Raw genomic sequence first — 21,951 nt, forward strand, 5'->3', positions numbered from 1 at the left:
TATAATAAATTATCCGACTGAAACTTCGGCCGTGTTGGATTTAGAAGGAAGGTCGGTGCTGATGTTTCTTCTGGCGAACATGGCACCACCCAGAGCACCCATAAATATTGAGTCTGTGTGGATATTGATCGTGATTCCATCACCATAATTTTCACGCACAAGTTGTCCGAGATATTTGATCACCGCAGGGTTTCTGGCAACACCACCGGTAAACGTAAATTCATTGAAGACACCGCCGGATCTTGCAATGAGAGACATGGCGCGCATAATGATCGCTTTGTGCAAGCCACCGAGAATATCCGCCCGTTTTTCGCCGAGATTTGTCAACTCCCGAAGTTCCGCTCCGGCAAACACCGTACAAGTCGAACAAATGGTTACTTCCTTCTCCGCTTGCATAGCCATTGGCCCAAGTTCATTGAGAGAAATACTCATTTCATCAGCAATGTATCCCAGATAACGGCCACAACCCGCAGCGCAACGATCGTTCATCTGGAAACTGGTTACGAGTCCGTATTTATCTACTTGTATCGCTTTGGTATCCTGTCCGCCGATATCGAGAACAGTGCGTGTATTCGGAAAAACCGCGTGTGCACCGAATGCATGACACAGAATTTCCGAACGGATACAATCCTGTGGAAAAGGCAAGAGCGCCCGGCCATAACCGGTCCCGGTCATGTTTTCAATATTGAATTCAAGATCCGCTACCTCGTCAATATGCGAACGAAGGGATTCCGAAACATTCTTGAAATCACCTTTCAATAAATACATCTCGGCATCAAATGCACTGTCGTTGACAAAAGGAACATCGGTGGGAGTATCGGGAAGATTTTCATACTTGTCACGGAGCACTTCCATCGCCTGGTGAATGAGTGTTTTAAAATCAAAATTCACCACTTCATTTTCAGCAGGAGTGATACTTTTATCCCAAACCGTCATCATTGGCTCGAATAGAGACTTATCGAGCTTGTTTACTTCTTCATTGTATTTTTCTGAAACAACATCACGGAAGAACTGATTTTTACCACCCAAATTTCCGTAGATGTATTCATTTTTAATTTTTGGCTTGATGGTTTTACGTATAGCCCGGAGTTTTTCAAGAACAAATTCCTGCATATCACCTTTAAAATAAACCCGGCAGGTTTTAAATAATTCTTCTCCAAGTTTATCCAGACGGATTTTGAATTCTTCATACTGAAATACGCTTTCCAGGTCATCGATGTATTTTTTGTATTCCGGGCGAAGTGCTATTTCTTTTTCCAGATTCCTCTTGAGTACCGAAAAACGAGCATTGTAAATCGCCTCCATACGTGCAATATCAGCGGCAACCGAATAATTTGCGCGGGTATTGGTGATTCCACGGCCAATAATTTCATCGTCCTCATTGATGATAACCGCTTTGGAAGTAGTTGATCCCAGATCAACACCGAGGTAATATTTCTTCATTTCGTATCGGATGGAAATTGAATAATGAATGAATCGTTTTGTTATTCCCGCGCAAAGCCGGGAATTATACCTACACTCAAACATTGACCTCCTGGGCCATGATGATTTTCCTTTGTTGCAACATCTGGAAGTAAGACTCCAGCCTGTTTTTGATATTGGCATAGGAGAAGTACCGTGGATCCACAAGGTCGCTTTCAATGAATCCAACCGGTACACCGCACCGTTGCTCAATTTCACGCATGATCAATAATTGTCCCGCGGAGAAACTGTTACAACTCTTGATGGAATTGATAAGGAATCCGTCCGCTTTGTATTCCTTGATATAGTATTCGAGCAGGTCAACACGTTGCGGGAGATTCAGATTGGTGTAACAGCCCATACAATATTTCGCGAGACTCTCCAGTGGTTTCTCCGGTTCGTGTCGAAATCCGAGATCATAAAGACCGCCAACTTTAGTATAGGTTGATGCGACAATCACCGCACCCATGTCGTAAAAGATTTTCCAGAACTCGCGGAAATTGGTCCAGTTCGGTGGTCCTTCCACAACCAGGCGGAATCGTTCTTCTTTCAGTTCACCTTCCGGATTGATCGGGTGCAATCCAAGATTGAGTCGCTCGGTTACTTCATTATACAATTCCTTGTAATATTCTACAGCTTCCTGCGTGCCACGGAATGCGGAAAACAATGGTCCCATGTAATACACACCGGCGAAATAAGAATCAATTGGTGATGGTCGATTTTTTGCAGACTGCAAAACCTTTGACCAATACTCTTCCGCTTCAGCGGATTTTTCAAGCATGCCGCTCAGACGAGAGTAATCCAGTTTTTTCCCGGCGACTTTTTCAAGTTTGGGAATAACATCTTCCTTCATCTGTTTCACCATGTAATTCACCTGATCCTCGGTAATCTTGCCATCTTCCTGATAAGGAGTGTGCAGCATGGCGATTTCAACTCCGGGGTACAAACGCTCAAGATTTTCAAACCACTTCATAAAAGTGAAGCAACCAGTATAGCTGAGAAGCAACATGTCGGGATCAGGAAGCTTCTCTCCCGTTGGTCCGATGTTGCCACTGAGCATCATTCCGATGTCGCATTTCACGTAAGTACACACATCTTCACTGAAGCCGAGTTTTTCCGCGTCCTTGATATATGCCCCCGATTTCTTTCTCATCCCGGATTGCAAAGCATTGATCTCCGGATAAACCGGTAACATATCCAATGCTAAAATCAATTCCGTCAGATTGCCGGGGACGAATGTGTAGACAACTTTTTTTCCTTTTTCTTTCGCTGTACTCAATTCCGTGAAAAGATTACCGAGCATCTCTTTCTGGATGATCATGCTCTTTTCTTTCAATGCTTCCTGTGGATTTCCCATGGTGATGTGGGTTATTGGTTTAGACTGGCTAATGAATTATTTCGTGGGATTAAACCCAAAGTTTTATTGAATCAGAGAATGTTCCTGCTTGCTCTTTAATAACTTTGAACTGTCCGGTGTTTTCGTGAAATTGAAAATTGATATGATTAATTCCGGCAGCATCGCATGCCTTTTGTAAATCCGGCCGGTCGAGCAATGCAGGATCACAGAAACTGGCGGCGCAAAAAATGACACCATCCGCTTTTCTTCTTTTTACCAAATCCACCAGACGTTGTCCTTTCGGATTGTCTACATCATAGATCGCGGATGAAAAAGTACTTTGTGTCAGGAAAGAATTGACAAGTGCCTGCAGAGGCTGATCGGTAGTTGCATCTACATCCCCAATAATCCATCGGGAGCCTAACATAAAATCATCATCAACAATGTAGCAACCCGCCATTTCAATGGACCTTATCAAACCAATCGGAGGTTGTTCACAGAAAGAACCAGAAATGACAATTTTTATATTGTCCATGGGTTCACCTCTTTCTTCTCCGATGCATGCAACAACATCCTGCAGAATTTCATTGTGTTGTTCGACGGGAATAACTAATCCTGCACGGAGAACATGATACAAATCCGTTGCAGAAATACGCCATGGATACTCTGTGCGTATATCGTAAATTTTTTCTATCAGTTGCCGATTGGTATTGTAGAGAGAAATTGAATGATTGAGTTGAGCAACCGTCGCTTTGACACCGTTCAATTTGTACATATCCTCCATTACTGTCTCCAGTAACTCACGATAAAATACACCACCGATCAACTTGTCAAAATTCTGAGGGTAATCAAAATACCGGGTGAACTTTCCCTTCTTTACAATTTTAAACATCCCTGAAAGATTTCTGACGCAATCACAGATCGCAGGAAAAAGAAATCCATCAAAATCATTCAGGTTATCATCGAGTGCCATTTCAATTACACCTCTTGGTAAATGACAGATATAACTTTGGTAATACGCGTCACCTTTGATGATCTGCTTACGATCACCAACTCCCATTATTCCTACAGGCAATGCATTTGCTGCATGAATAATTTCCCGTGGTATATAAATCGGAAGATACCCAACCAATAATCTGTTTTTACCATCCTGCTTCCACTGCTTTGCAGCCCTAAAATGTAAATCAAATGCCAGCTCTTTGCATTCTTCAATCCTCTTATTAAGGATATTTACAGCAGAATTCATAAGGATAATTATTTTACATTTTTATAAATAAAATCTAGGTAATTATTAGTTATACAATATTCCTGATTTTTATCATCGTCTCATATGACTAGAATTATTAATATAAATACGTTCTCGTATTAAATTTCATGACCATTATCATGTATATTATTTAGTCAAACATCGATTTTGCAATTTAGATTGATTCCAGATAAGAGAAATTATAATCAAGAATCTGATCCGGGCTATGAATTCAGAACAGAATTTTTTTAAAAATTCACCGGCTAGCCTGATCCTTTCGGGAGGAAAGTCAGGACGTTTTCCAAATCATCAAAAAGCGCTATTACCTTTTTCGTCCAATACAAATTTTATTGAACAAATAATAAGTGTTTATATTCGGTCGGATATTAAAAGAATACAAGTTGTCATTCAACCTGAAATAGTATTGCCGGAGAAATTAATTCAACAACCGGAAGTATCCGTTTGCATTAATCATCAACCGGATTTAGGAAGACTTTATTCTATACAATGCGGTTTGAAAAATTTAAAAGACGAGGAATTCTGCTTTATTCAGAATGTCGATAGTCCTTTTATTGATACTCAGACCATACTCAGTTTGAGCAAACATTGCTTTGATGCAGATTGTATTGTTCCGACGATGGATGGAAAAAGAGGGCATCCGGTGCTGATTTCCAAAAAAATCATAGAATATATCCTGAGCATCGACGACTACGAATTAACGTTGCGGGATATACTGGAACAATTTAAAAAGGTAGAAGTCAAAGTAGAACAACCCGGAATCCTGATAAATATCAATACGCCCGAAGAATACAATCGCTATTTTTCAAAAAAATAATAACGGGTTAAATTCCTGATGGTAAATTCAGGATAATAGTTCAAACGAATGATCAATTCAGTTTCGAATGGAAGATAAAAAGATTGCAATCGTTACGGGTGCAGCAAATGGAATTGGAAAATCAATTGCGCGAAGACTGGTGAAGGATAATTATTTTGTACTTGCCGTTGACATTGATCCTGCAGGCGCTGAGAAACTATCCATAGAATTCAACACTGAAGAGGCAACCTATATATTGACAAATATTTGCAATGAAACAGAAGTCCATACTCTTTTTTCTTCATGTATAAGTAAGTACCATCGTATTGATCTTGTTGTTAACAATGCAGGAATTATCAGAGACAATCTTATCTGGAACATGAGTGTTGAAGAGTTTGATACGGTCATCAATGTGAATCTGAAAGGCACCTGGCTGATGTGCCGGGAAGCCGCCAGCATTATGAAGGAACGAAAGAATGGCAGGATCATCAATATCGCTTCACGTGCCTGGTTGGGAAACAGGGGACAGAGTAATTATTCCGCTTCAAAGGCAGGAGTTGTCGCTCTCACCCGTGTTCTTGCTCTTGAATTGGGCAAATACAATATATGCGTAAATGCCATAGCACCCGGACTGATTGATACACCGATGACACAAAAGCTGGAGAAAGTTGTTCTGCAAAAACTGATTGATGCTCAGCCTTCAAAATCGATGGGGAAACCCGAAGATGTTGCAAATGCCGTTGCCTTCCTTGCAAATCCTGAAACAGGTTTTATTAATGGACAAACAATTTATGTAGATGGAGGGAAAAGTATTGGTGCCAATTCCGGCTTTTAGAAACACCCTTAAGGCCACCTCTACAAATTTTCAGCATGATGAAGGTCATAGTTGAAATTGAGGAATAAGTGGATTTTTGATATTCCCAACGTTTCATCCTTAAAGTCCGGGATACTGACGATGAAAGTTCTACATCTCAACATTAATGGAAAATCCTATGATGTTCCTGTAAGCGAACACGAGATGCTTTCGAATGTCATACGTGAAAAAATTGGATTGACCGGAACGAAGATTGGCTGTTCGCAGGGAAGTTGCGGAGCCTGTACTGTCATGGTAAATGACGAACCCGTTCTGAGTTGCATCACACCTGCTTTACGCTTTGAAAACGCGAAGATCACGACCATCGAAGGAGTTGCTGTAAATGGGGAGATGCATCGGTTGCAGGAAAAATTTGTGCATAAAGGAGCCATCCAATGTGGCTTTTGTACACCCGGAATGGTTCTTACTGCGCTTGGCCTTGTTAAAAATCTTTCCGCGGACAATAATTTACAACTGGATGCGGAAAAATATAAAGCCCGTATACGCGAAGGTTTGTCCGGTAATGTGTGCAGGTGCACAGGATATAAAAAGATCATAGAAGCAGTAACAGAATACGCTCTTGAAACTGAAACAACAGAAAAAAAGAAAGCCATAGCAGAATTTCAGGAAGCTGTTCCAATGGTTGGCACAGGACGGCCGGCCATTGAAGCGGAAAAGAAAGCAAAAGGTCTTGCGGAATATGCTGATGACATTCGGACAAAAGAGGCTTTGCATGTGAAGTTTTTACGCAGCATTTATCCTCACGCGAAAATTCTCAATGTCGATACACTTGATGCTTCCCGAATACCGGGTGTTCGGTATATCGCAACAGGCGCGGAGTTGCCGGGAAAATTCGGTGTTCTTCCAATCTCGCATGATGAAACCGCAATGGCCATTGACAAGGTCAGGTATATAGGGGAAATTGTCGCGGCGGTTGCGGCAGACACAGAAGAGATCGCAGCTGATGCATGTAAGGTAATTCATGTAAGCTATCAGCCTATCCGGGAATTTCTCACGATCGATGATTCGATCCATGACATTGGTGATCATGAAAAAATTCATGAGCATACAAAATTCAACAACAATATTCATAAAAAAGCGGAGCTGCGTTTCGGTGATCAGCAGGAAGGATTGAATGGATCAGATGTTGTAAGCTCGCTGACATTTAATTTCGAAGCAGTAACACACGCATTTACCGAGCCGCACGCGGCGATTGCTTTTTGGGATGAAAATGGATTAACGATCACCACGGCTACTCAGGTTCCACATTATCTCCATCGCGCGCTTGCAAGTGTATTGAATGTTCCTTTGAATCGCGTACGTGTGATCAAACCATATGTTGGCGGTGGATTTGGAGGAAAGAGCGATCCTTTTCCACATGAAATCATCATCGCGCATATTGCCCGACAGACAGGAAAAGCGGTTCGTGTCAAACTCACACGGGAAGAAGTATTCATTACTAACCATGGAAGACATCCGTCACGGATGACCATAAAATTGGGCGCAAGTAAAGATGGCATCTTACAAGCACTCGATGCTGATATTGCCATCGACGGCGGAGCCTACGGAAGTTTTGGCGTGGTTACTTCGTATTACAACGGAGTATTGCTGCAAGCTCCGTATAAGCTGAGCAATTTCGGTTTCCGTACTTTCAGGGTTTATACCAACAAACCTCAATCGGGTGCTATGCGCGGACATGGTGCCGTTAATTCACGATTCGCAGTAGAAAGTTTGATTGATGAAATAGCACACAAAATCAACATGGATCCTGTTGAACTGCGAATGAAGAATTTTCTGGATTCAAATTCGATGACTGTTGGGGAATACCGAATCACATCCAACGGCAGCCGCGAGTCATTGCAAAAAGTAACGGACCAATCCGACTGGAAAAATAAACATGGCAAACTTGAATACGGTCATGGTATGGGTACCGGTTGTGGATTTTTTATCAGTGGCAGCGCGTTGCCAATTATCTGGAATGAATTACCACAATCGGTGGTTCATCTGAAAGTTGATTTCGACGGCAGAGTGGTGATTACTTCAGGTGCCAGCGATATCGGACAAGGAAGTGATACGATGCTGGCGATGATTGTAGCGGAAGTTCTTGGAATCGGGCTTGAAAGAATTTTTGTTCTTGCAGCGGATACCTTGCTGACACCTGTTGATCTTGGAAGTTATTCCAGCAGGGTCACCTTTATGGCGGGGAATGCCGCGAAGGACGCGGCTGAAAATCTACGTAATGAAATAGCACAAACCATTTCGAAAAATTCCGGAGTCCCGGTGGATGAATTGATTTTTAAGCATGGAAGAATCATCAGCAATGACAAGACGATTGACCTGGCGTGGACAGATGCCATTGAACAACTCACTGCCAAACGTGGCGCTGTGAGTGTGAGTGGCAAGTACATTTCACCAAAACTCGGCGGGAATTTTAAAGGTTCAGGTGCCGGACTGAGCCCCTCCTATTCTTTTGGAGCCTGCACTGCGGAAGTCAAAGTAGATGTAAATACCGGACATGTTAAAATAGTAAATTTATGGGGAGCTCACGACTGTGGCAAGGCAATTAATCCACTTGCTGTAGAGGGGCAACTGGAAGGATCCTGGCACATGGGAATTGGACAAGCGATGAGCGAAGAAATGATTTATTACAAAGGACTCATCGTCAACAATAATTTTCTTGATTATAAAATTCCCACTTCTCTCGACACGCCTGACATACATACCAATATCATCGAGACGATAGATCCGGAAGGACCTTTCGGAGCAAAAGAATGTGGCGAAGGCGCATTGCATCCTGTGATTCCCGCAATTGCAAATGCGATTTACGATGCCGTAGGAATACGAATTACAAAATTACCAATCAAATCGGAGGATGTATTACGACTGATGAAGGAAAGTAAAAATGCAAAAACTGAAATTGCCGAACGATGACAGGAGAGAAATTTTATTTTAAACCTGAAACGGTTGCCGAAGCAATTCAACTGGCAGGAGAAAACAAGCATTCATTCCGGTTTCTTGCCGGAGGTTCTGATTTGCTTGTGAATAAATTTCAGTCTAACGCAGAAACAGATTGCCTCATCGACATCACTGAAATAGCAGAATTAAAACAAGTAATACACACAGGAAATAAATTAATAACAGGAACGTTAATTCGTTTGGATGATCTGAAGAATTACGAAATCATCCGAAAGAATTTTCCCGCCCTACTGGAGGCGGCCAGGGCTGTTGCTTCTCCCCTGCTCAGAAAAACGGCGACTCTCGGAGGAAATATTCTGTGCGAAAACCGATGTTCATTTTACAATCAAAGTGAATGGTGGAGAGAAGCTGTGGGATATTGCCTGAAATGCGAGGGAGATGTTTGTATCGCGACAGGTGGTAAAAAAGCCTGCTTTTCAAAATTCGTTTCAGATACAGCACCGGTTCTCATCAGTATGGACGCGGAAATTGAAGTTATGGATGAGCATGGAATAAAAACAATCCCTTTGGAATCCATTTACACCGGTGATGGCGTGAATCCACGAAACCTGTCTGTGACTTCCCTCATTAAAAACATTATTCTGCCAACAGATATTCATTTCAAAACGATTTTTAAAAAATTGCGACCACGTGAAGCCGTTGATTTTACCTCGCTCACAACAGCAGTTACTATTCATTCAACAGGCAAATTAAAAATTGTGATTGGAGGAGTGGATCCTAAACCCGTAGTGATCGAAGGAACTTTAAACGGAAACAACGACCACTATATCAAACAAGCCTTAAAAAGCTGCCGTGTTGTAGACAACGATCACTATTCAAGGCCCTATCGCCGGGAGATGATCCAGGTTTTCCTGACCAGTAGTTTTTCTGAACTTATTTCATAAACCAGAACGGATGAACAATTCCATGCTAGTTTTGTACGAAGAACATGCCACCATCATCAAAGTAATTGATGCGGCAAAAAATGCTACACTGCTTTTGGAAAAGAACCCCGGTGAATATGAAAATTACATTCGCCGTCTCATCCATTTTTTCAGAACTTATGCTGATCAGTACCATCATCACAAAGAAGAAGAAATATTGTTCCCGGAAATGGCGAAGAAGAACGAATTGCTCGGGGGAAGTATACTTCATGAAATGCTGGAAAATCATGATGACTTCCGGTCCATGATCAGGGAAATTGAGAATCTATTGAGCAAAAAAGAATACGGCAAAGCACAAGCCCAACTCAATATATATACTGAAGCACTTTTAAACCATATCGCGGCGGAAAATGAAGAAGTCTTCCCGATAGCTGAAACACTTTTCAATGATACTGAACTTGAAAATCTGAAATTCCGCTTTGTTGACACGGACCAAGGACTGGGAATTGATCTGAAGACAGAAATGGAAGATTGGACAAGACAGATGGGTGAGCATTTTTTCCTTCGACCATGATGAAGGAAAGACCTAATGGATTTCAGACCTCCGGATCAATGGATGAGGCTGAATCATTCATTTCATAAGTTTCTGATTTTCATACAATGATTGCAGGCGACAAAAATCGCCTTTTCGCCAAAAATTCTACATTTTTTTGATTATTCCCGTTCAGCATTGCTTTTTTCCCATTCAGCAGTATTTGTTAAAATTTAAGTACATTGATATCTATTATTGTGTCAGCTTACATTAAACACAAAAACATTTGAAGTCACCCTTACTCCTTCTTCTGGGTTCTCTATTACTAATAATTTCCAATAGTCCTGCACAAACCAACGGGCACTATCTTTTTGTGGAAATTCGCGGCTTGAGTCCGCAACGCGGGGTTCCTGAACTGAGAGAACAGCTCAAGGCTATTCCTGCTATTGATACAATTGAATACTGCGAAAAATCCGGACTTACCATTCTTCACACAAAAACAAGTGCGGTTGAAAATCGATCGAAAGTAAATGCATTATTGCATTCACTCAATTACAAATACACCATCAAATCCGAAATCCCGATCGAGGAAGCACGGAAAATTTGCGATAAGAATACTCACAAGTGATTATAACTCATTCCTGCGAAAAGCATCAGAACAAAGATTGAAAGTAAAATAATAGTGTTCAGGTAAATCAACTCGTTGTTCAGTCTCCCCCTGCTGAATTAATTGATGCGACTCAATTAATTTCAAGTGCAATTAAAAAAACTCATATCCTTCCTTCTTCTTTGGCAAATCTTTTCATTTGCACAGAAAAGTTACGGGCAAACGACAGTGTTAAGCGGAACCGGTGATGGGGGATTTGAAACCGGAACCACATTCGCTTTAAACAACTGGACTGCCGTGAACACCGGGCAAACCAATCAATGGTGGTGCGGAACCGCGGTTGCCGGGCAAGCCGGAGCGCGTTGCGCTTATGTGGGCACTGCAGTCGGAAACAATAATTACACTGCCACTGCTGCTTCTGTTGTGCATTTGTATCGCAACATTACTTTTCCGCTTGGCCTTGATCTTATAAAAGTTTATTTCAAATACAAAGTCCGTGGACGTTCCGGTGAAGATTACATGGAACTTTCTCTTGTTCCAACTGCTGTAACTCCTATTGCGGGTACACCTTTGAACAATGGCACTTTACTTACCGATTACCGAAATCAAACTACCTGGAAAGTTGATTCAGTCGAGCTCCCCTGCACAGTAGCTGGAACAACACAACGACTTGTTTTTTCCTGGATCAACGACAATGCCTCGGGTAACAATCCGGCAATCGCTATTGATAGTGTAACCATCGTTTCCAGAGTTGGAACTTCCTGTGATGTAGGATTGGGAAATATAAATGTAGGTTCATTACCTTATAATAGTGGTCCCGGCTCTACCTGTGGAATGGATAATGATATTAATAGTCTCACCGCAAACTTTTGCAATGACCCTGCATTTCTTGAGGGAGAAGATGTTGTGTGGACATTTACTCCAACAAGTTCCGGTCAGGTAACCATCGACCTGAATGCTCCACTCGCCTTCGCGACTTCACTCACCTTGTATGATGATTGTCCGGTAGGTGGTTGCTCCGGCATCATGGGAAATTGTGTTGCCAATGTGGAAGATTACGATGGAAGTAAAAGTATGTGTGTTACGGTGAATGCCGGAACAACTTATTATCTGGTATTGGACGATGGAAACTTTAGTTGTAATGATTATGACAATCTGTTTATCTCCTCAGTAAGTGCAAGCGCTGTTGGCGCAACCTGTGCTAATCCGGTTGTAATTGGTTCTTTGCCTTTCAACGTTGTGAATGAAACGACAGCATGTATGGGAGACGATTACAATGATCTGACACCGGGTACATGTGCAACAGTTTATAATTCAGGTGAAGACAAAGTTTATTCACTTCTCTCTCCCGGAAACCAATGTATCAGTATTACCATTAACAATGGCTCTACATCACTGATGGGCTTTCAGGTTTATTTTGGTTGTCCGGGTTCAGGATCCTGTATTGCCACTGACGGAGGATTCTCTCCGCTTGTGACAGATGTAACACTCCCATTCGCGGGAACTTATTATATCGTGATCGACAGTTGGGCTCCTCCTGCAGCAGTCAGTTATGATCTTTCTATTGCATCCTTTGGTTCAGGGGCTGTGAATGATCAGCCGTGCAACGCGATCAATCTTCCAATGGGAACATTTGTGCTGGGTGATAACAATTGTTCTACCGGCGCCGGTGAAGCAGCAGCGCCTTCCTGCTGGTTTGATCCGGGCAATATGAATACAGTGTGGTATAAGGCGACTGTTCCAGCATCCGGATTGCTTGCAATAGAGACACAAATTGTTTCCATAGTAGATAATCAGATTGAAGTATTTACCGGTACATGCGCTTCACTAACACCTCTTGCAGCAGGATGCAATGACAATTCCGCATTGGGTTGTGGTGGATTGACAACTGCGGCAACATTACAATTGACAGGACTTACACCCGGATCAACATTATTTATTCGTGTTGATGGAGTTGGCAACCTCACCGGTTCATTCAATATCATGGCATCGGATAGTATTTCACAATCAGGATTCAACAACCAGGATTGTCTGGGTGCTATTCCTGTTTGCGGCAACCAGGTGATCAACCAACCTGTGAGTTTCTTCGGATGCGGGTTAGTTCCCGAAATTCCAAACCCGGGCAATGTGAGTAATCCGGATATCAATCCGGCAGGATTCAATTCAGGTTGTTTGCTCGCGGGAGAATTGAATATCGTATGGTATACTATTCACATCAATACACCGGGTTTGCTTGCATGGACGCATACACATCCATTCGGATTCTATGACTGGATCATGTATGATTTAACGACATCAACCTGCAATGACATTTTAAACAATACTCTTGCACCTGTAAGATGTAATTGGAACGGATCTCCTTCCAATTTATGCGGAATGCAGAATCCTGTTCCCGCTGCCGGGACACCTTTCAATTTTCAGGATCCATTACCCGTCGTGGCAGGACAAACAATTGTCCTCGCTTTATCGAATTACAGTTATACCACCGGAGGCTACACGCTTGATTTCACAGGGTCCACAGCGGGAATAGGAAATTCTCCGGTCATCAACTGGTCGGGAGCGACTAACAATGCCTGGGCAACTGGTACAAACTGGAATGGTTGTAATGTTCCTGCTTGTGGTGTCACTACGAATATTTTCCCATCCCCGATTCCGCCTGTAATTTCCGCGAACACAACAGTGCAAACGATTAATATCCTTGGCGGAGCGAGTCTCACTATCAATCCGGGAGTAACAGTTACTGTGTGTGGCGACTTGAATAATTTTGGAACGATTAATGCATCACCCACGTCAACAATTGTGATGAACAATGGCGCGGTTTCTCAAACCTTTGATGGCGCTCTCACCGGTGCGAACAAACTGGGAAATGTGACCATCACAAAAACAGGTCCAGCCAGTACGAATGCAGACATGGATATCGCAGGTAATTTTACCACGAGTAATGTTACCAGTGTCTTCAACACAAATAACAAATACATCAAAGTCGGCGGCAACTTCAACAATGCAGCAGGCAATACAACTTTTACAAATGTAGTTCCCGGCGGTTTCCTGGAATTTAATGGCACTGCCGCTCAAAATTATTCTCCCGGAGGTGTTTTGACGCTAGAAAATGTTGTGATGAATCATGCCGGTCCGGGTGTAAATCTGATCGGAAACAATATGCTGATTGGATCTACGGGCACTCTTGACTTGTCGCGAGGTAAAATCATCACTACTCCCGGCTTAGAAGTAACAATGCAGAATACCGATCCGGTTTCGGTTTTCAATTTCAATCCAACAAGTTTTGTCCAGGGAAACTTACGGAGGTTCATCGATGGTTTACCGAACAGTTATGACTTCCCTGTTGGGCATGCAGTAAAAGGTTTCCAAAACGCGAACATAACATTTACCACCAATACACTTATTCCAGATCTGGTTGCAAATTTCCAAACGTACGCGACTGTTCCTGTTGGCCCGGTTTCAAACGATTGTTCGAATTACAATTACAGCTTATCCAATGTTCTTGACAATGGCTACTGGAACATCAATGCTTCCGCGAATCCAACGAGCGGAACATTTGATGCTGTGTTGGGGAATCTGAATTATACACCGACGGGCAATTTTGCTACCGTTCTTCAAAGTACAGTTAGCCCGCCAAGCGCAGTTACATGGACGCTGAGTGGCACTTGCGATCCGGGCAGCACGCCTGCAAATACTATACGAACAGGAATGAATGGATTCGGTGTATTTGGAACCGGACTGGGCACTCCTATTTCATTACCTGTGGAACTGATTTCATTTACCGGAGAAAATGCAGGTGAGAAAAATATTTTACACTGGACAACAGCGAGTGAATTAAACAATCAGTATTTCCAGCTTGAACACTCCGCAGATGGAAGCACCTTTACTTCTTTTGAAAGAATTTCCGGAGCCGGCAATAGCACGAGTCTGCTGAACTATGAAGCACCGGATATGCATCCTCCGGGAAAGGTGAGCTATTACAGATTAAAACAGGTCGACTACGATGGACAATTCACTTATTCATCTGTGATTGCCATCCATAAGAAATCAGATCTCTATCCTGTTTCCTGTTTCCCAAATCCTGTTAGCGATGCCTTAAATATTTTATTTGATAACTCCGGTAATAACAATGTATCCATCATCATTTACGATATATCCGGAAGAGAAATTATCAGGGAAGAAAAAGTTGTAAGTGAAGGTTCTAATATTTTAACCTTAGAAACCAATGCGCTTTCAAGTGGATCGTATTCTGTAAGTCTGCTGAATTCGAGAAATGAAATATTGGCGAGGGATCTGTTTTTGAAAAAATGAGCAGACTCTTTCTTCCTGATCCATTTCAATGTTAGCTGCTACTATATAGTTTTTGTCTTTACTCTTTGATGAATCTTCCAGAATAAGATTGATTTTTTGTTTTCAAATGAATATTATAAATGCCGGGCTTCAGCTTTTCTATCGGGATGACAATATCTCCATTCTGATTTTGTTTAAAATAAACCAACTCACTCATCATGTTATAAACCGCTACTTCGGCATGAAAAAATGTCTGAGGTCCACCGGAGACTTTTACTGAAGAAATCGCGGGAGAAGGGAAAACAGTGAGTTGCCTCATGCCTGTCAGTTCATGAATTCCTATTGTATTTGTATAACATGGGAAACTGTCTCTATCAAACCATGACTGTACTTTTGCAACATCAAAATAATTTCTTGCAATGGAGGTGGTCAATCCATTCGGATTATTTTGATCTCTTGTATAAACATAAGCGTAATCAAGTGTAACACTACCATTAGCAGGAAGGAATGCAGGTCCCACCGTACTCACAAAAGAACGATCATAAGGTTCATTTGGTATAGATCCATTTCCGGGAGTTTGTTCAGTCCAACCATTACCTGAATAAGGTACACCCGTAAACATAAATTTCTCCGGTATACGGGCAGAATCATTGGAATAACCTGTGCCACCATAGGTCATAGGTGAGCCATCCTTCCAAAGACTTTTCATTCGATCGTAATAATGAATTGCTGTACTAGGATTGCCATCCACAAAAGGCCCTCCGTAATTAAACATAAACCCCGTCATTTTTAGCGACTCATCAGATTCATCTATAATAAAATCTCTGTCATTATCAACACCATCACCCGGTGGAGCCAAGGGTCCTTTCAGTAAAACAAAATTGATCATCGGGGGATTCAAACCATATCCATGACTACCCTCGTCAATTGAATCACCATTATACCCGTAGGCAAAACTCCGCGAAGAATCACATCCTGCATAGTCATCAAATCCATTTCCCAAATCAATATCCGTACTAATTCCCATGTAGAAATCATGGTAATTATACGGACTCCTGTTAATTATTTCATATGAATAGAATGTAGTATAATTAATAACCGAATCATCGTCACTCACCGAAGGGCAATTGAAAGCATAAGCGGAAGCATGTATTTCCACACCAAGATTGTTTGGTGTTCCCGTGACTTCATGTTGACTAAAATTATCATTCATGATCCACCAGATCATCTGATCACCTTTGATCTTTGGATAATCTCCATCGAAGGGATCGTAAACTCCATCCTGATTAAAATCAACAAAGGGTGCCAGATGCCGACTGAAATTTCCTGACCCTTGAGCCGGCCAGTTTAATATTATATCGGGAACAGAAAAACTTCCATTGGAAACAGATCCATCCAGAAACTTCAGTCTGAAAGTATCAATTGTAGATTTGTCGATTTTCCAAACATTATCATACAATACCTTACTAGCGCTATCTGCCATTCCGGAAAGCGTATCCAAAGGTCCGGGCCAGTAATCATCTCCACTTTGACGATAGGTTTGCGCTGCAATATGCAAATCACCCTGATCATCCAGTCCGCCCATCCAAATTCCTTCGGCAAAGATTGCACACTTCAAAGAATTCTTTGGCGTTTCATAATTGGGCTTTCCAACCTGATCCCAAAAATTTGATCCATTGTTCATTATTCTAACCCTGGCATTATTGATATCCAACCATGGACAGTTTGAAGTATCTACAACTTCATTCAGATCTGAAAAAAATGTACTTTTTAAAGTTGGGTTGGCAACATTCGCCAATCCCCGTACAACAAAGCATTTACCATGCGAATCAAAATCAAACGTATTATAGCTTGTATTCAGATCAAAGATCAATGCGGCATTTTGCACAAATATGCTAGCATTTTGTAAATTTGATGAGAGTTTCATCCAATTGTATCTGCTTGAAGAAAGTGCAATTAGCTCCCCAATGCTATCCTGCCCTAACACGTAAAATGGATCGAAATATAAAATATTATTTGTTTCACAGGGATCTATTCGCATTTCAGAAACAGCATCACAAACCAAAGTGTCAAATGTAAAACTTGTTGGATAAACAAATGATCCTTCAAGCCAGATTCTGCCGGTTCGATCAGTAACAAATCTACTAACAAAATAATAATTTAACTTTATCCATTGGGCATTGTGAAATACAAAAACGGCGCTTTCCTGAGCAACATAAATTCCAAAATTGTTCTTCCCTATTGCTTTGATTTCAGAAGATTTTAAAATTGAATTGGAGGAATCATATTTCACCCATGAAGATCCATCAAAATTAAACAAGGCACTATCTGTTCCGACCCATAAGAGTGCTCCATCAAAAAGTACTTTTTTTACAAATAAAGAATTTAAGCTACTGTTTGACGGGGTAAAATAAAAATAACCGCTACTATTTAATCTAACCAACCCGGAATCGGTTGCAATCCAAGTTTTTTGTCCATCAAAGGCAACATCATTTACTTTATTGATAGGATATCCTGTTGTAGAAGAATAGACATTCCAATTAGAACCATCGAATTCCAGGATTCCACGATTGGTAGTACCTACCCAGACATGATCATCAGGAGAGACACGTAAAACTTTACAAAAAGCATTATGGACAGGAATCGTATCCGTGTAAATTGTTTGTGCGAAAGAATTGTCAATCACCGCAAACCAAAAGACAATAAAAAAGATTGCAAATAATTTGTTTCGGGTCATCTATAAATTTAATTCATAAATAAAATAATTACTCAAACGAAATAAATCAACATCATGAATTCTGAAAATTATTGCACTTTAATTTTCAAAGTATATAAATGTAGTAAAATAAATTGGAGAAAACTCTTCGTTTTTAATATTGCACACCGATATCATTCACCATCTTTTCTCTGCAATTTTCTAAAAATCCCAATTTTTTGTATCTTTCGTAAAACTGATACTTGAAATATTTTTACCCTCACCCTAAAATCAGAAAAAAATGAAAAAAACTTTACTCTGTTGTCTTGTACTTCTATATAGTATAAGTGCCTATCCCTGGGGTAGCGATGTTTTTGTTCAGGCACAACCCACCGGGAGATCATCATTGGTTGCGACAGCTTCAGGAACCTTGTATTGCTCCTCATCCCGCGGTTTCAGTGGAGTGGGCGGCATGGATATTTTTGAATCAACAGACATGGGTCAGACCTGGAATCCGATAATCAATCTTGGAAGCGGTCTATGGGTTGACAAGTCCAAACTGGTGGTCACCGGAACCGATTCGGTTTACTGCGCATACCAGATTGGTTCTGATCTGTTTTTCTATAGTATACAATCTGGAATTACGACACCTTTCACAACTGTACCCATCTCTGATTTTGATTTAGCAGCTTCTCCAAACGGAAACGCGATATATCTTTACACCGATGATTCAGGTGACAACAATATTCACCGTTATTCGAGTACAGACGGAGGTTATACGTGGACGGGAAGTACTGCTCTGGTAACAGGGAACGGAGCACATCCAAGAATTTGTCTGACAGGTTCTCGGCTTATTTTGAATTACTATGGACCCGTTTTAACCGATACTGCTACTTCCATCATTCGTTCCGCGATTTACAATGAAACCGTACCGGGCACACTTGTATCCAGCACATTCATTGACATGGTCGCAGCCGGGCCGGTACGTACTCAGTATGCATCGGTTATCATGAATGGACTGGTTTGGTTTGTCTTTTCCGAAGGCGACAGTGCACCTGTACTAAAATACATGCTCAGCACTGACGATGGCGCCTCATACGGAGCGGAAACACTTGTACCTATTAGCGCCGCCAATACCACAGGCTGTTTTGACATTGCGCCTTTTATGAACGCCTTTGACCAGGGAATGTTTCTGGTATATTATGCTGAAGGATTACCTCCACAAGGTCAGATGTTGTTCACTTACGCTTCCACGTTATCTCCAACCACATTCAGCTCCGATGAAATTATCAATGATTTCAACCCGCAATGCATTGATGCCAGTACTTATCCGACAGTCTTTTCAATGGGTGGCGATGCTGCCACAATCTTTGTAGAAATCGGCATGGGTTCACCGGAATTGTATTTTGACTTACGCTCAGCACTCGTTTCAGTTGATGAAAAACCAATTGAAGATGTACTGAGTATTTATCCAAACCCGGTCCAGGATTTTTTACAAATAAAAATTAATTCTCAAGTGCCAAATCAAGAAATCAACATTCGTGACATTAGTGGCAAAATCATCCTTACTACCAATTTGAAGAATGCAGACAACTCAATTGATGTACATGAACTAAGCAGCGGGATCTATCTTCTGCAAACAACGACCGAAGAGAATCATCGGTTCATTAAATTGTAAACACAACAACAATCACCATTTGATTCCGGATTTCGTGATACAAGTCATGAAATCCGGATTTTAAATTATTCAAAATGAAAAGACTTTTACTCACTCTTACTGCCATTGTCTGTTTTCAAAATGCATTTTCCTGGGGGAATGACGTGCTTGTACACTCAGAGTCTGTCGGAAGACCCTCACTGGTCGCGACTTCCAATGGCACCTTGTATTGCTCAGTTCCATCGGGAATAAGCGGACAAAGAGGAATTAATATTTTGCAATCAACTGATTTAGGTGCAACATGGTCATTGGTAACTAATCTAAGCAATGGTCAGCTTGTCGCGAAATCAAAACTAGTCGTAACTGGAACTGATTCGGTTTATTGTGCCTATCAGCAAGGGTCCTCGCTTTACTTCTACAGTCTGCAATCACATACGCGAACGTCATACACCTTACGTCAGATTTCAGATTTTGATGTTGCGGCTTCGCCTAACAGCAACTCCTTGTATTTGTTTACTGATGAAAGCAGCACGGATTTTCTATATTATAATAGCTCAACTGATGGCGGACACACCTGGACCGGAAGTAGCGGAAATGTTTCTGTGCATGCTGCGCAACCAAGAGTTTCCATGGATGGCGACCGTCTTATCCTGAATTATTTTGGCCCGCCACTGACGACGGTCACTACTTCTGATATCCGTACTATGGTATTTGATGAAACAGCTCCCGGAACGATTCAGTCCGGAGGCTTTTTTCCAATGGTTTCAGCCGGACCTGAGAGATCCATGTTTGCTTCGTGCAAAGTCAATGATAATGTATGGTTCGTCTACACAGAGGGCGATACACTCACAGAATTAAAATACAGGTTGAGCACCCTGAACGGTTCATCATACGGACCTGAAACGACTATAACCGGAGGAGGTACAACGAGTATTGGTTGTTTTGATATCACCTCCTATAAAAATCAAAACGATTCAGGGATGTACGTGGTTTATTTTTCACAAACGACATCCGGGCAAGCGGAAATGAAATTCTTATCCGTTTCATCCGCGACACCAACGGTATTTTCCAGTCCGGAAACATTCAATGATTTTATCCCTGAATGTACCGATGACGATACATATCCGGCAATAACATCCATTTTATCGGACGCGGGAGTTGTTTTTTTTGAAAGAGATGCCGGAGTGGCTTCGCTTTATTATGATATCCGGACTACAACATTAAAAACACCTGAGATAGAAAATGAACAATCACTCAGCATATTCCCAAACCCGGTTCAGAGTCAACTTTCGATAAGTAATAAAAACCCTCAACAAAAAAGTGGCTGCAGGATAACGGATATAACCGGGAGGGTTTTGAAAGTGATCACACTCCTGGAAAAGGAAACAACGATAGATCTTTCGGATTTTGGATCCGGAATTTACTTCTTAGCCTTAGAAGGAGGAGAAGTGATACGGTTTATAAAAGAATAATTTTATTTCGCCCAATCGGCGCAAAGGGCGCAAAGTATTTCTTCGCACACTTGCGTGATACCTGCTATTTAACCCGCTTCACTTCTACTACCCAATCCCATGGATAAGGATCACGCAGCCACTTCGGGGGTGAGGTAATTTCGGTGTCCCAGCTGTATTCGAGACGGTCGATATTCTGAATCTCGAAATTTCCGGCATTCAAAAATGAATACAATTCCGCGAAAAGATAATGTTTGGTCGGATGTCCGTCGATGTGAAAAATACCTTTCTGAATCAGTTCATGATGGGCCGGAGTAAGGTGATCAAATTCTTCTTTAGGAATATCGTGATGCTTCACGCCTTCGCTTTCGTACACTTTCAACATTTGCATCGCGGAGAATGACGCGGATTCAAGCGAAGGAATAACAATCACTGCCGTTCCACCTTTTTTCAATGACTTCAACACATTTCTTAAAATGGAAAAATTCCGTTTGTTGTTGTCTCCGATAGCGACATTGCAGCAAAAGGCAAAATCTGCAGGCGGAATCTTGTTCTTTGGTGCGGCAAGATCAACACGCTCAAATTCTACGTTTTTATAGCCGGCAGTTTTGGCGATGTCCAGACATTTTTGAGAAATATCTACTGCGAGTACCTTATAAAACAATGGTGCCAGTAAGGGCAATGCTTTTCCGGTTCCGCAACCGAAATCGACCGCGAATTTTCCTTTTCCGGCATATTTTTGAACGATACCTTTTAATTTTCCTTTTTTACTGGATTTAAAGACATCAAAAATTTCTTCTTCGTAGGTTTTTGCAATTTTATCCCAGTGAATAGCTTCAGTCATTTGCAATTACATTTTGAATTCACTGCAATGAAATCATTCGAGGGCAATATTAAAAGGAAAAAATATTAACAATGGTGTAAAACAGGTAAAACAGCCTTTTCAAAATATCCGGAATTGAAATTGAAATTTTCAGTGTATGGCCTGAAAACCGCCACCAGTAGGCTTTTCCGGACCAGTTATCCACAGGAAAAGCCACTGGTACACTTCACATAGTTTTCAGCTGATTCCTGATGCATCTTTGAGTCATCAATCACACTGGTTTTGGCGCCTCTCCTGAAAAGCCTACAAACATTCAACCTTTTCTCTTAACATGAAACACAAAAACG

The 21,951-nt window shown here is 41.5% G+C and carries 14 protein-coding genes; 9 read left to right on the forward strand and 5 right to left on the reverse strand.

Annotated elements, in window-relative coordinates; all coding sequences use genetic code 11:
- Positions 1-9: 9 nt before the first annotated feature.
- From IPP86_18185 to bcrC, 3 genes are all read right to left on the reverse strand, one after another.
- Positions 10-1,443: a benzoyl-CoA reductase subunit A gene (locus tag IPP86_18185; protein MBL0140429.1), complete on the reverse strand. Its 1,434-nt coding sequence runs from the start codon at positions 1,441-1,443 to the stop codon at positions 10-12.
- 76 nt (positions 1,444-1,519) lie between these two features.
- Positions 1,520-2,818: a benzoyl-CoA reductase subunit B gene (gene bcrB, locus IPP86_18190; protein ID MBL0140430.1), complete on the reverse strand. Its 1,299-nt coding sequence runs from the start codon at positions 2,816-2,818 to the stop codon at positions 1,520-1,522.
- 49 nt (positions 2,819-2,867) lie between these two features.
- Positions 2,868-4,043, reverse strand: coding sequence for a benzoyl-CoA reductase subunit C (gene bcrC, locus IPP86_18195; protein MBL0140431.1), 1,176 nt, complete (start codon positions 4,041-4,043; stop codon positions 2,868-2,870).
- Positions 4,044-4,269: 226 nt separating this feature from the next.
- Here bcrC and IPP86_18200 point away from each other — a divergent pair, with 226 nt between their 5' ends.
- From IPP86_18200 to IPP86_18230, 7 genes are all read left to right on the forward strand, one after another.
- A complete protein-coding gene (locus IPP86_18200) occupies positions 4,270-4,878 on the forward strand; it encodes an NTP transferase domain-containing protein (GenBank protein MBL0140432.1) in 609 nt (202 codons plus the stop codon).
- A 67-nt stretch (positions 4,879-4,945) separates the two neighbouring features.
- Positions 4,946-5,692 (forward strand): SDR family oxidoreductase, encoded by a 747-nt coding sequence (locus IPP86_18205; protein ID MBL0140433.1) that lies wholly within the window; start codon positions 4,946-4,948, stop codon positions 5,690-5,692.
- Positions 5,693-5,812: 120 nt separating this feature from the next.
- Complete coding sequence (locus tag IPP86_18210; protein ID MBL0140434.1) at positions 5,813-8,641, forward strand: molybdopterin-dependent oxidoreductase; 2,829 nt, start codon at positions 5,813-5,815, stop codon at positions 8,639-8,641.
- Positions 8,638-9,570: an FAD binding domain-containing protein gene (locus IPP86_18215; protein ID MBL0140435.1), complete on the forward strand. Its 933-nt coding sequence runs from the start codon at positions 8,638-8,640 to the stop codon at positions 9,568-9,570. The genes IPP86_18210 and IPP86_18215 overlap by 4 nt, the downstream gene beginning before the upstream one ends.
- Positions 9,571-9,580: 10 nt before the next feature.
- Complete coding sequence (locus IPP86_18220; GenBank protein MBL0140436.1) at positions 9,581-10,123, forward strand: hemerythrin domain-containing protein; 543 nt, start codon at positions 9,581-9,583, stop codon at positions 10,121-10,123.
- Positions 10,124-10,367: 244 nt separating this feature from the next.
- Positions 10,368-10,709 carry a hypothetical protein gene (locus IPP86_18225; protein ID MBL0140437.1) on the forward strand — a complete coding sequence of 114 codons (342 nt, stop codon included), beginning with the start codon at positions 10,368-10,370 and terminating at the stop codon, positions 10,707-10,709.
- Positions 10,710-10,835: 126 nt separating this feature from the next.
- Positions 10,836-14,999, forward strand: coding sequence for a T9SS type A sorting domain-containing protein (locus IPP86_18230; protein MBL0140438.1), 4,164 nt, complete (start codon positions 10,836-10,838; stop codon positions 14,997-14,999).
- Between the two features lie 58 nt (positions 15,000-15,057).
- Here the strand turns inward: IPP86_18230 and IPP86_18235 are convergent, their stop codons facing one another.
- Entirely contained in the window at positions 15,058-17,715 is a 2,658-nt protein-coding gene (locus IPP86_18235) for a T9SS type A sorting domain-containing protein (GenBank protein ID MBL0140439.1), read from the reverse strand.
- 259 nt (positions 17,716-17,974) lie between these two features.
- Here IPP86_18235 and IPP86_18240 point away from each other — a divergent pair, with 259 nt between their 5' ends.
- Both IPP86_18240 and IPP86_18245 read left to right on the forward strand, forming a co-directional pair.
- Positions 17,975-19,351, forward strand: a complete 1,377-nt coding sequence (locus IPP86_18240; protein MBL0140440.1) for a T9SS type A sorting domain-containing protein — start codon at positions 17,975-17,977, stop codon at positions 19,349-19,351.
- Positions 19,352-19,425: 74 nt separating this feature from the next.
- Positions 19,426-20,802 carry a T9SS type A sorting domain-containing protein gene (locus IPP86_18245; GenBank protein ID MBL0140441.1) on the forward strand — a complete coding sequence of 459 codons (1,377 nt, stop codon included), beginning with the start codon at positions 19,426-19,428 and terminating at the stop codon, positions 20,800-20,802.
- Between the two features lie 64 nt (positions 20,803-20,866).
- Here the strand turns inward: IPP86_18245 and IPP86_18250 are convergent, their stop codons facing one another.
- Positions 20,867-21,625 carry a class I SAM-dependent methyltransferase gene (locus IPP86_18250; GenBank protein ID MBL0140442.1) on the reverse strand — a complete coding sequence of 253 codons (759 nt, stop codon included), beginning with the start codon at positions 21,623-21,625 and terminating at the stop codon, positions 20,867-20,869.
- Between the last annotated feature and the right edge of the window lie 326 nt (positions 21,626-21,951).

This window comes from Bacteroidota bacterium, assembly GCA_016720935.1.
GTDB lineage: Bacteria > Bacteroidota > Bacteroidia > AKYH767-A > 2013-40CM-41-45 > JADKJP01.

Bases quoted from the DNA above. Each gene is read 5' to 3' on its own strand.
- IPP86_18185 (MBL0140429.1), bottom strand. From the start codon at position 1,443: ATGAAGAAATATTACCTCGGTGTTGATCTGGGATCAACTACTTCCAAA.
- bcrB (MBL0140430.1), bottom strand. From the start codon at position 2,818: ATGGGAAATCCACAGGAAGCATTGAAAGAAAAGAGCATGATCATCCAG.
- bcrC (MBL0140431.1), bottom strand. From the start codon at position 4,043: ATGAATTCTGCTGTAAATATCCTTAATAAGAGGATTGAAGAATGCAAA.
- IPP86_18200 (MBL0140432.1), top strand. From the start codon at position 4,270: ATGAATTCAGAACAGAATTTTTTTAAAAATTCACCGGCTAGCCTGATC.
- IPP86_18205 (MBL0140433.1), top strand. From the start codon at position 4,946: ATGGAAGATAAAAAGATTGCAATCGTTACGGGTGCAGCAAATGGAATT.
- IPP86_18210 (MBL0140434.1), top strand. From the start codon at position 5,813: ATGAAAGTTCTACATCTCAACATTAATGGAAAATCCTATGATGTTCCT.
- IPP86_18215 (MBL0140435.1), top strand. From the start codon at position 8,638: ATGACAGGAGAGAAATTTTATTTTAAACCTGAAACGGTTGCCGAAGCA.
- IPP86_18220 (MBL0140436.1), top strand. From the start codon at position 9,581: ATGAACAATTCCATGCTAGTTTTGTACGAAGAACATGCCACCATCATC.
- IPP86_18235 (MBL0140439.1), bottom strand. From the start codon at position 17,715: ATGACCCGAAACAAATTATTTGCAATCTTTTTTATTGTCTTTTGGTTT.
- IPP86_18240 (MBL0140440.1), top strand. From the start codon at position 17,975: ATGAAAAAAACTTTACTCTGTTGTCTTGTACTTCTATATAGTATAAGT.
- IPP86_18245 (MBL0140441.1), top strand. From the start codon at position 19,426: ATGAAAAGACTTTTACTCACTCTTACTGCCATTGTCTGTTTTCAAAAT.
- IPP86_18250 (MBL0140442.1), bottom strand. From the start codon at position 21,625: ATGACTGAAGCTATTCACTGGGATAAAATTGCAAAAACCTACGAAGAA.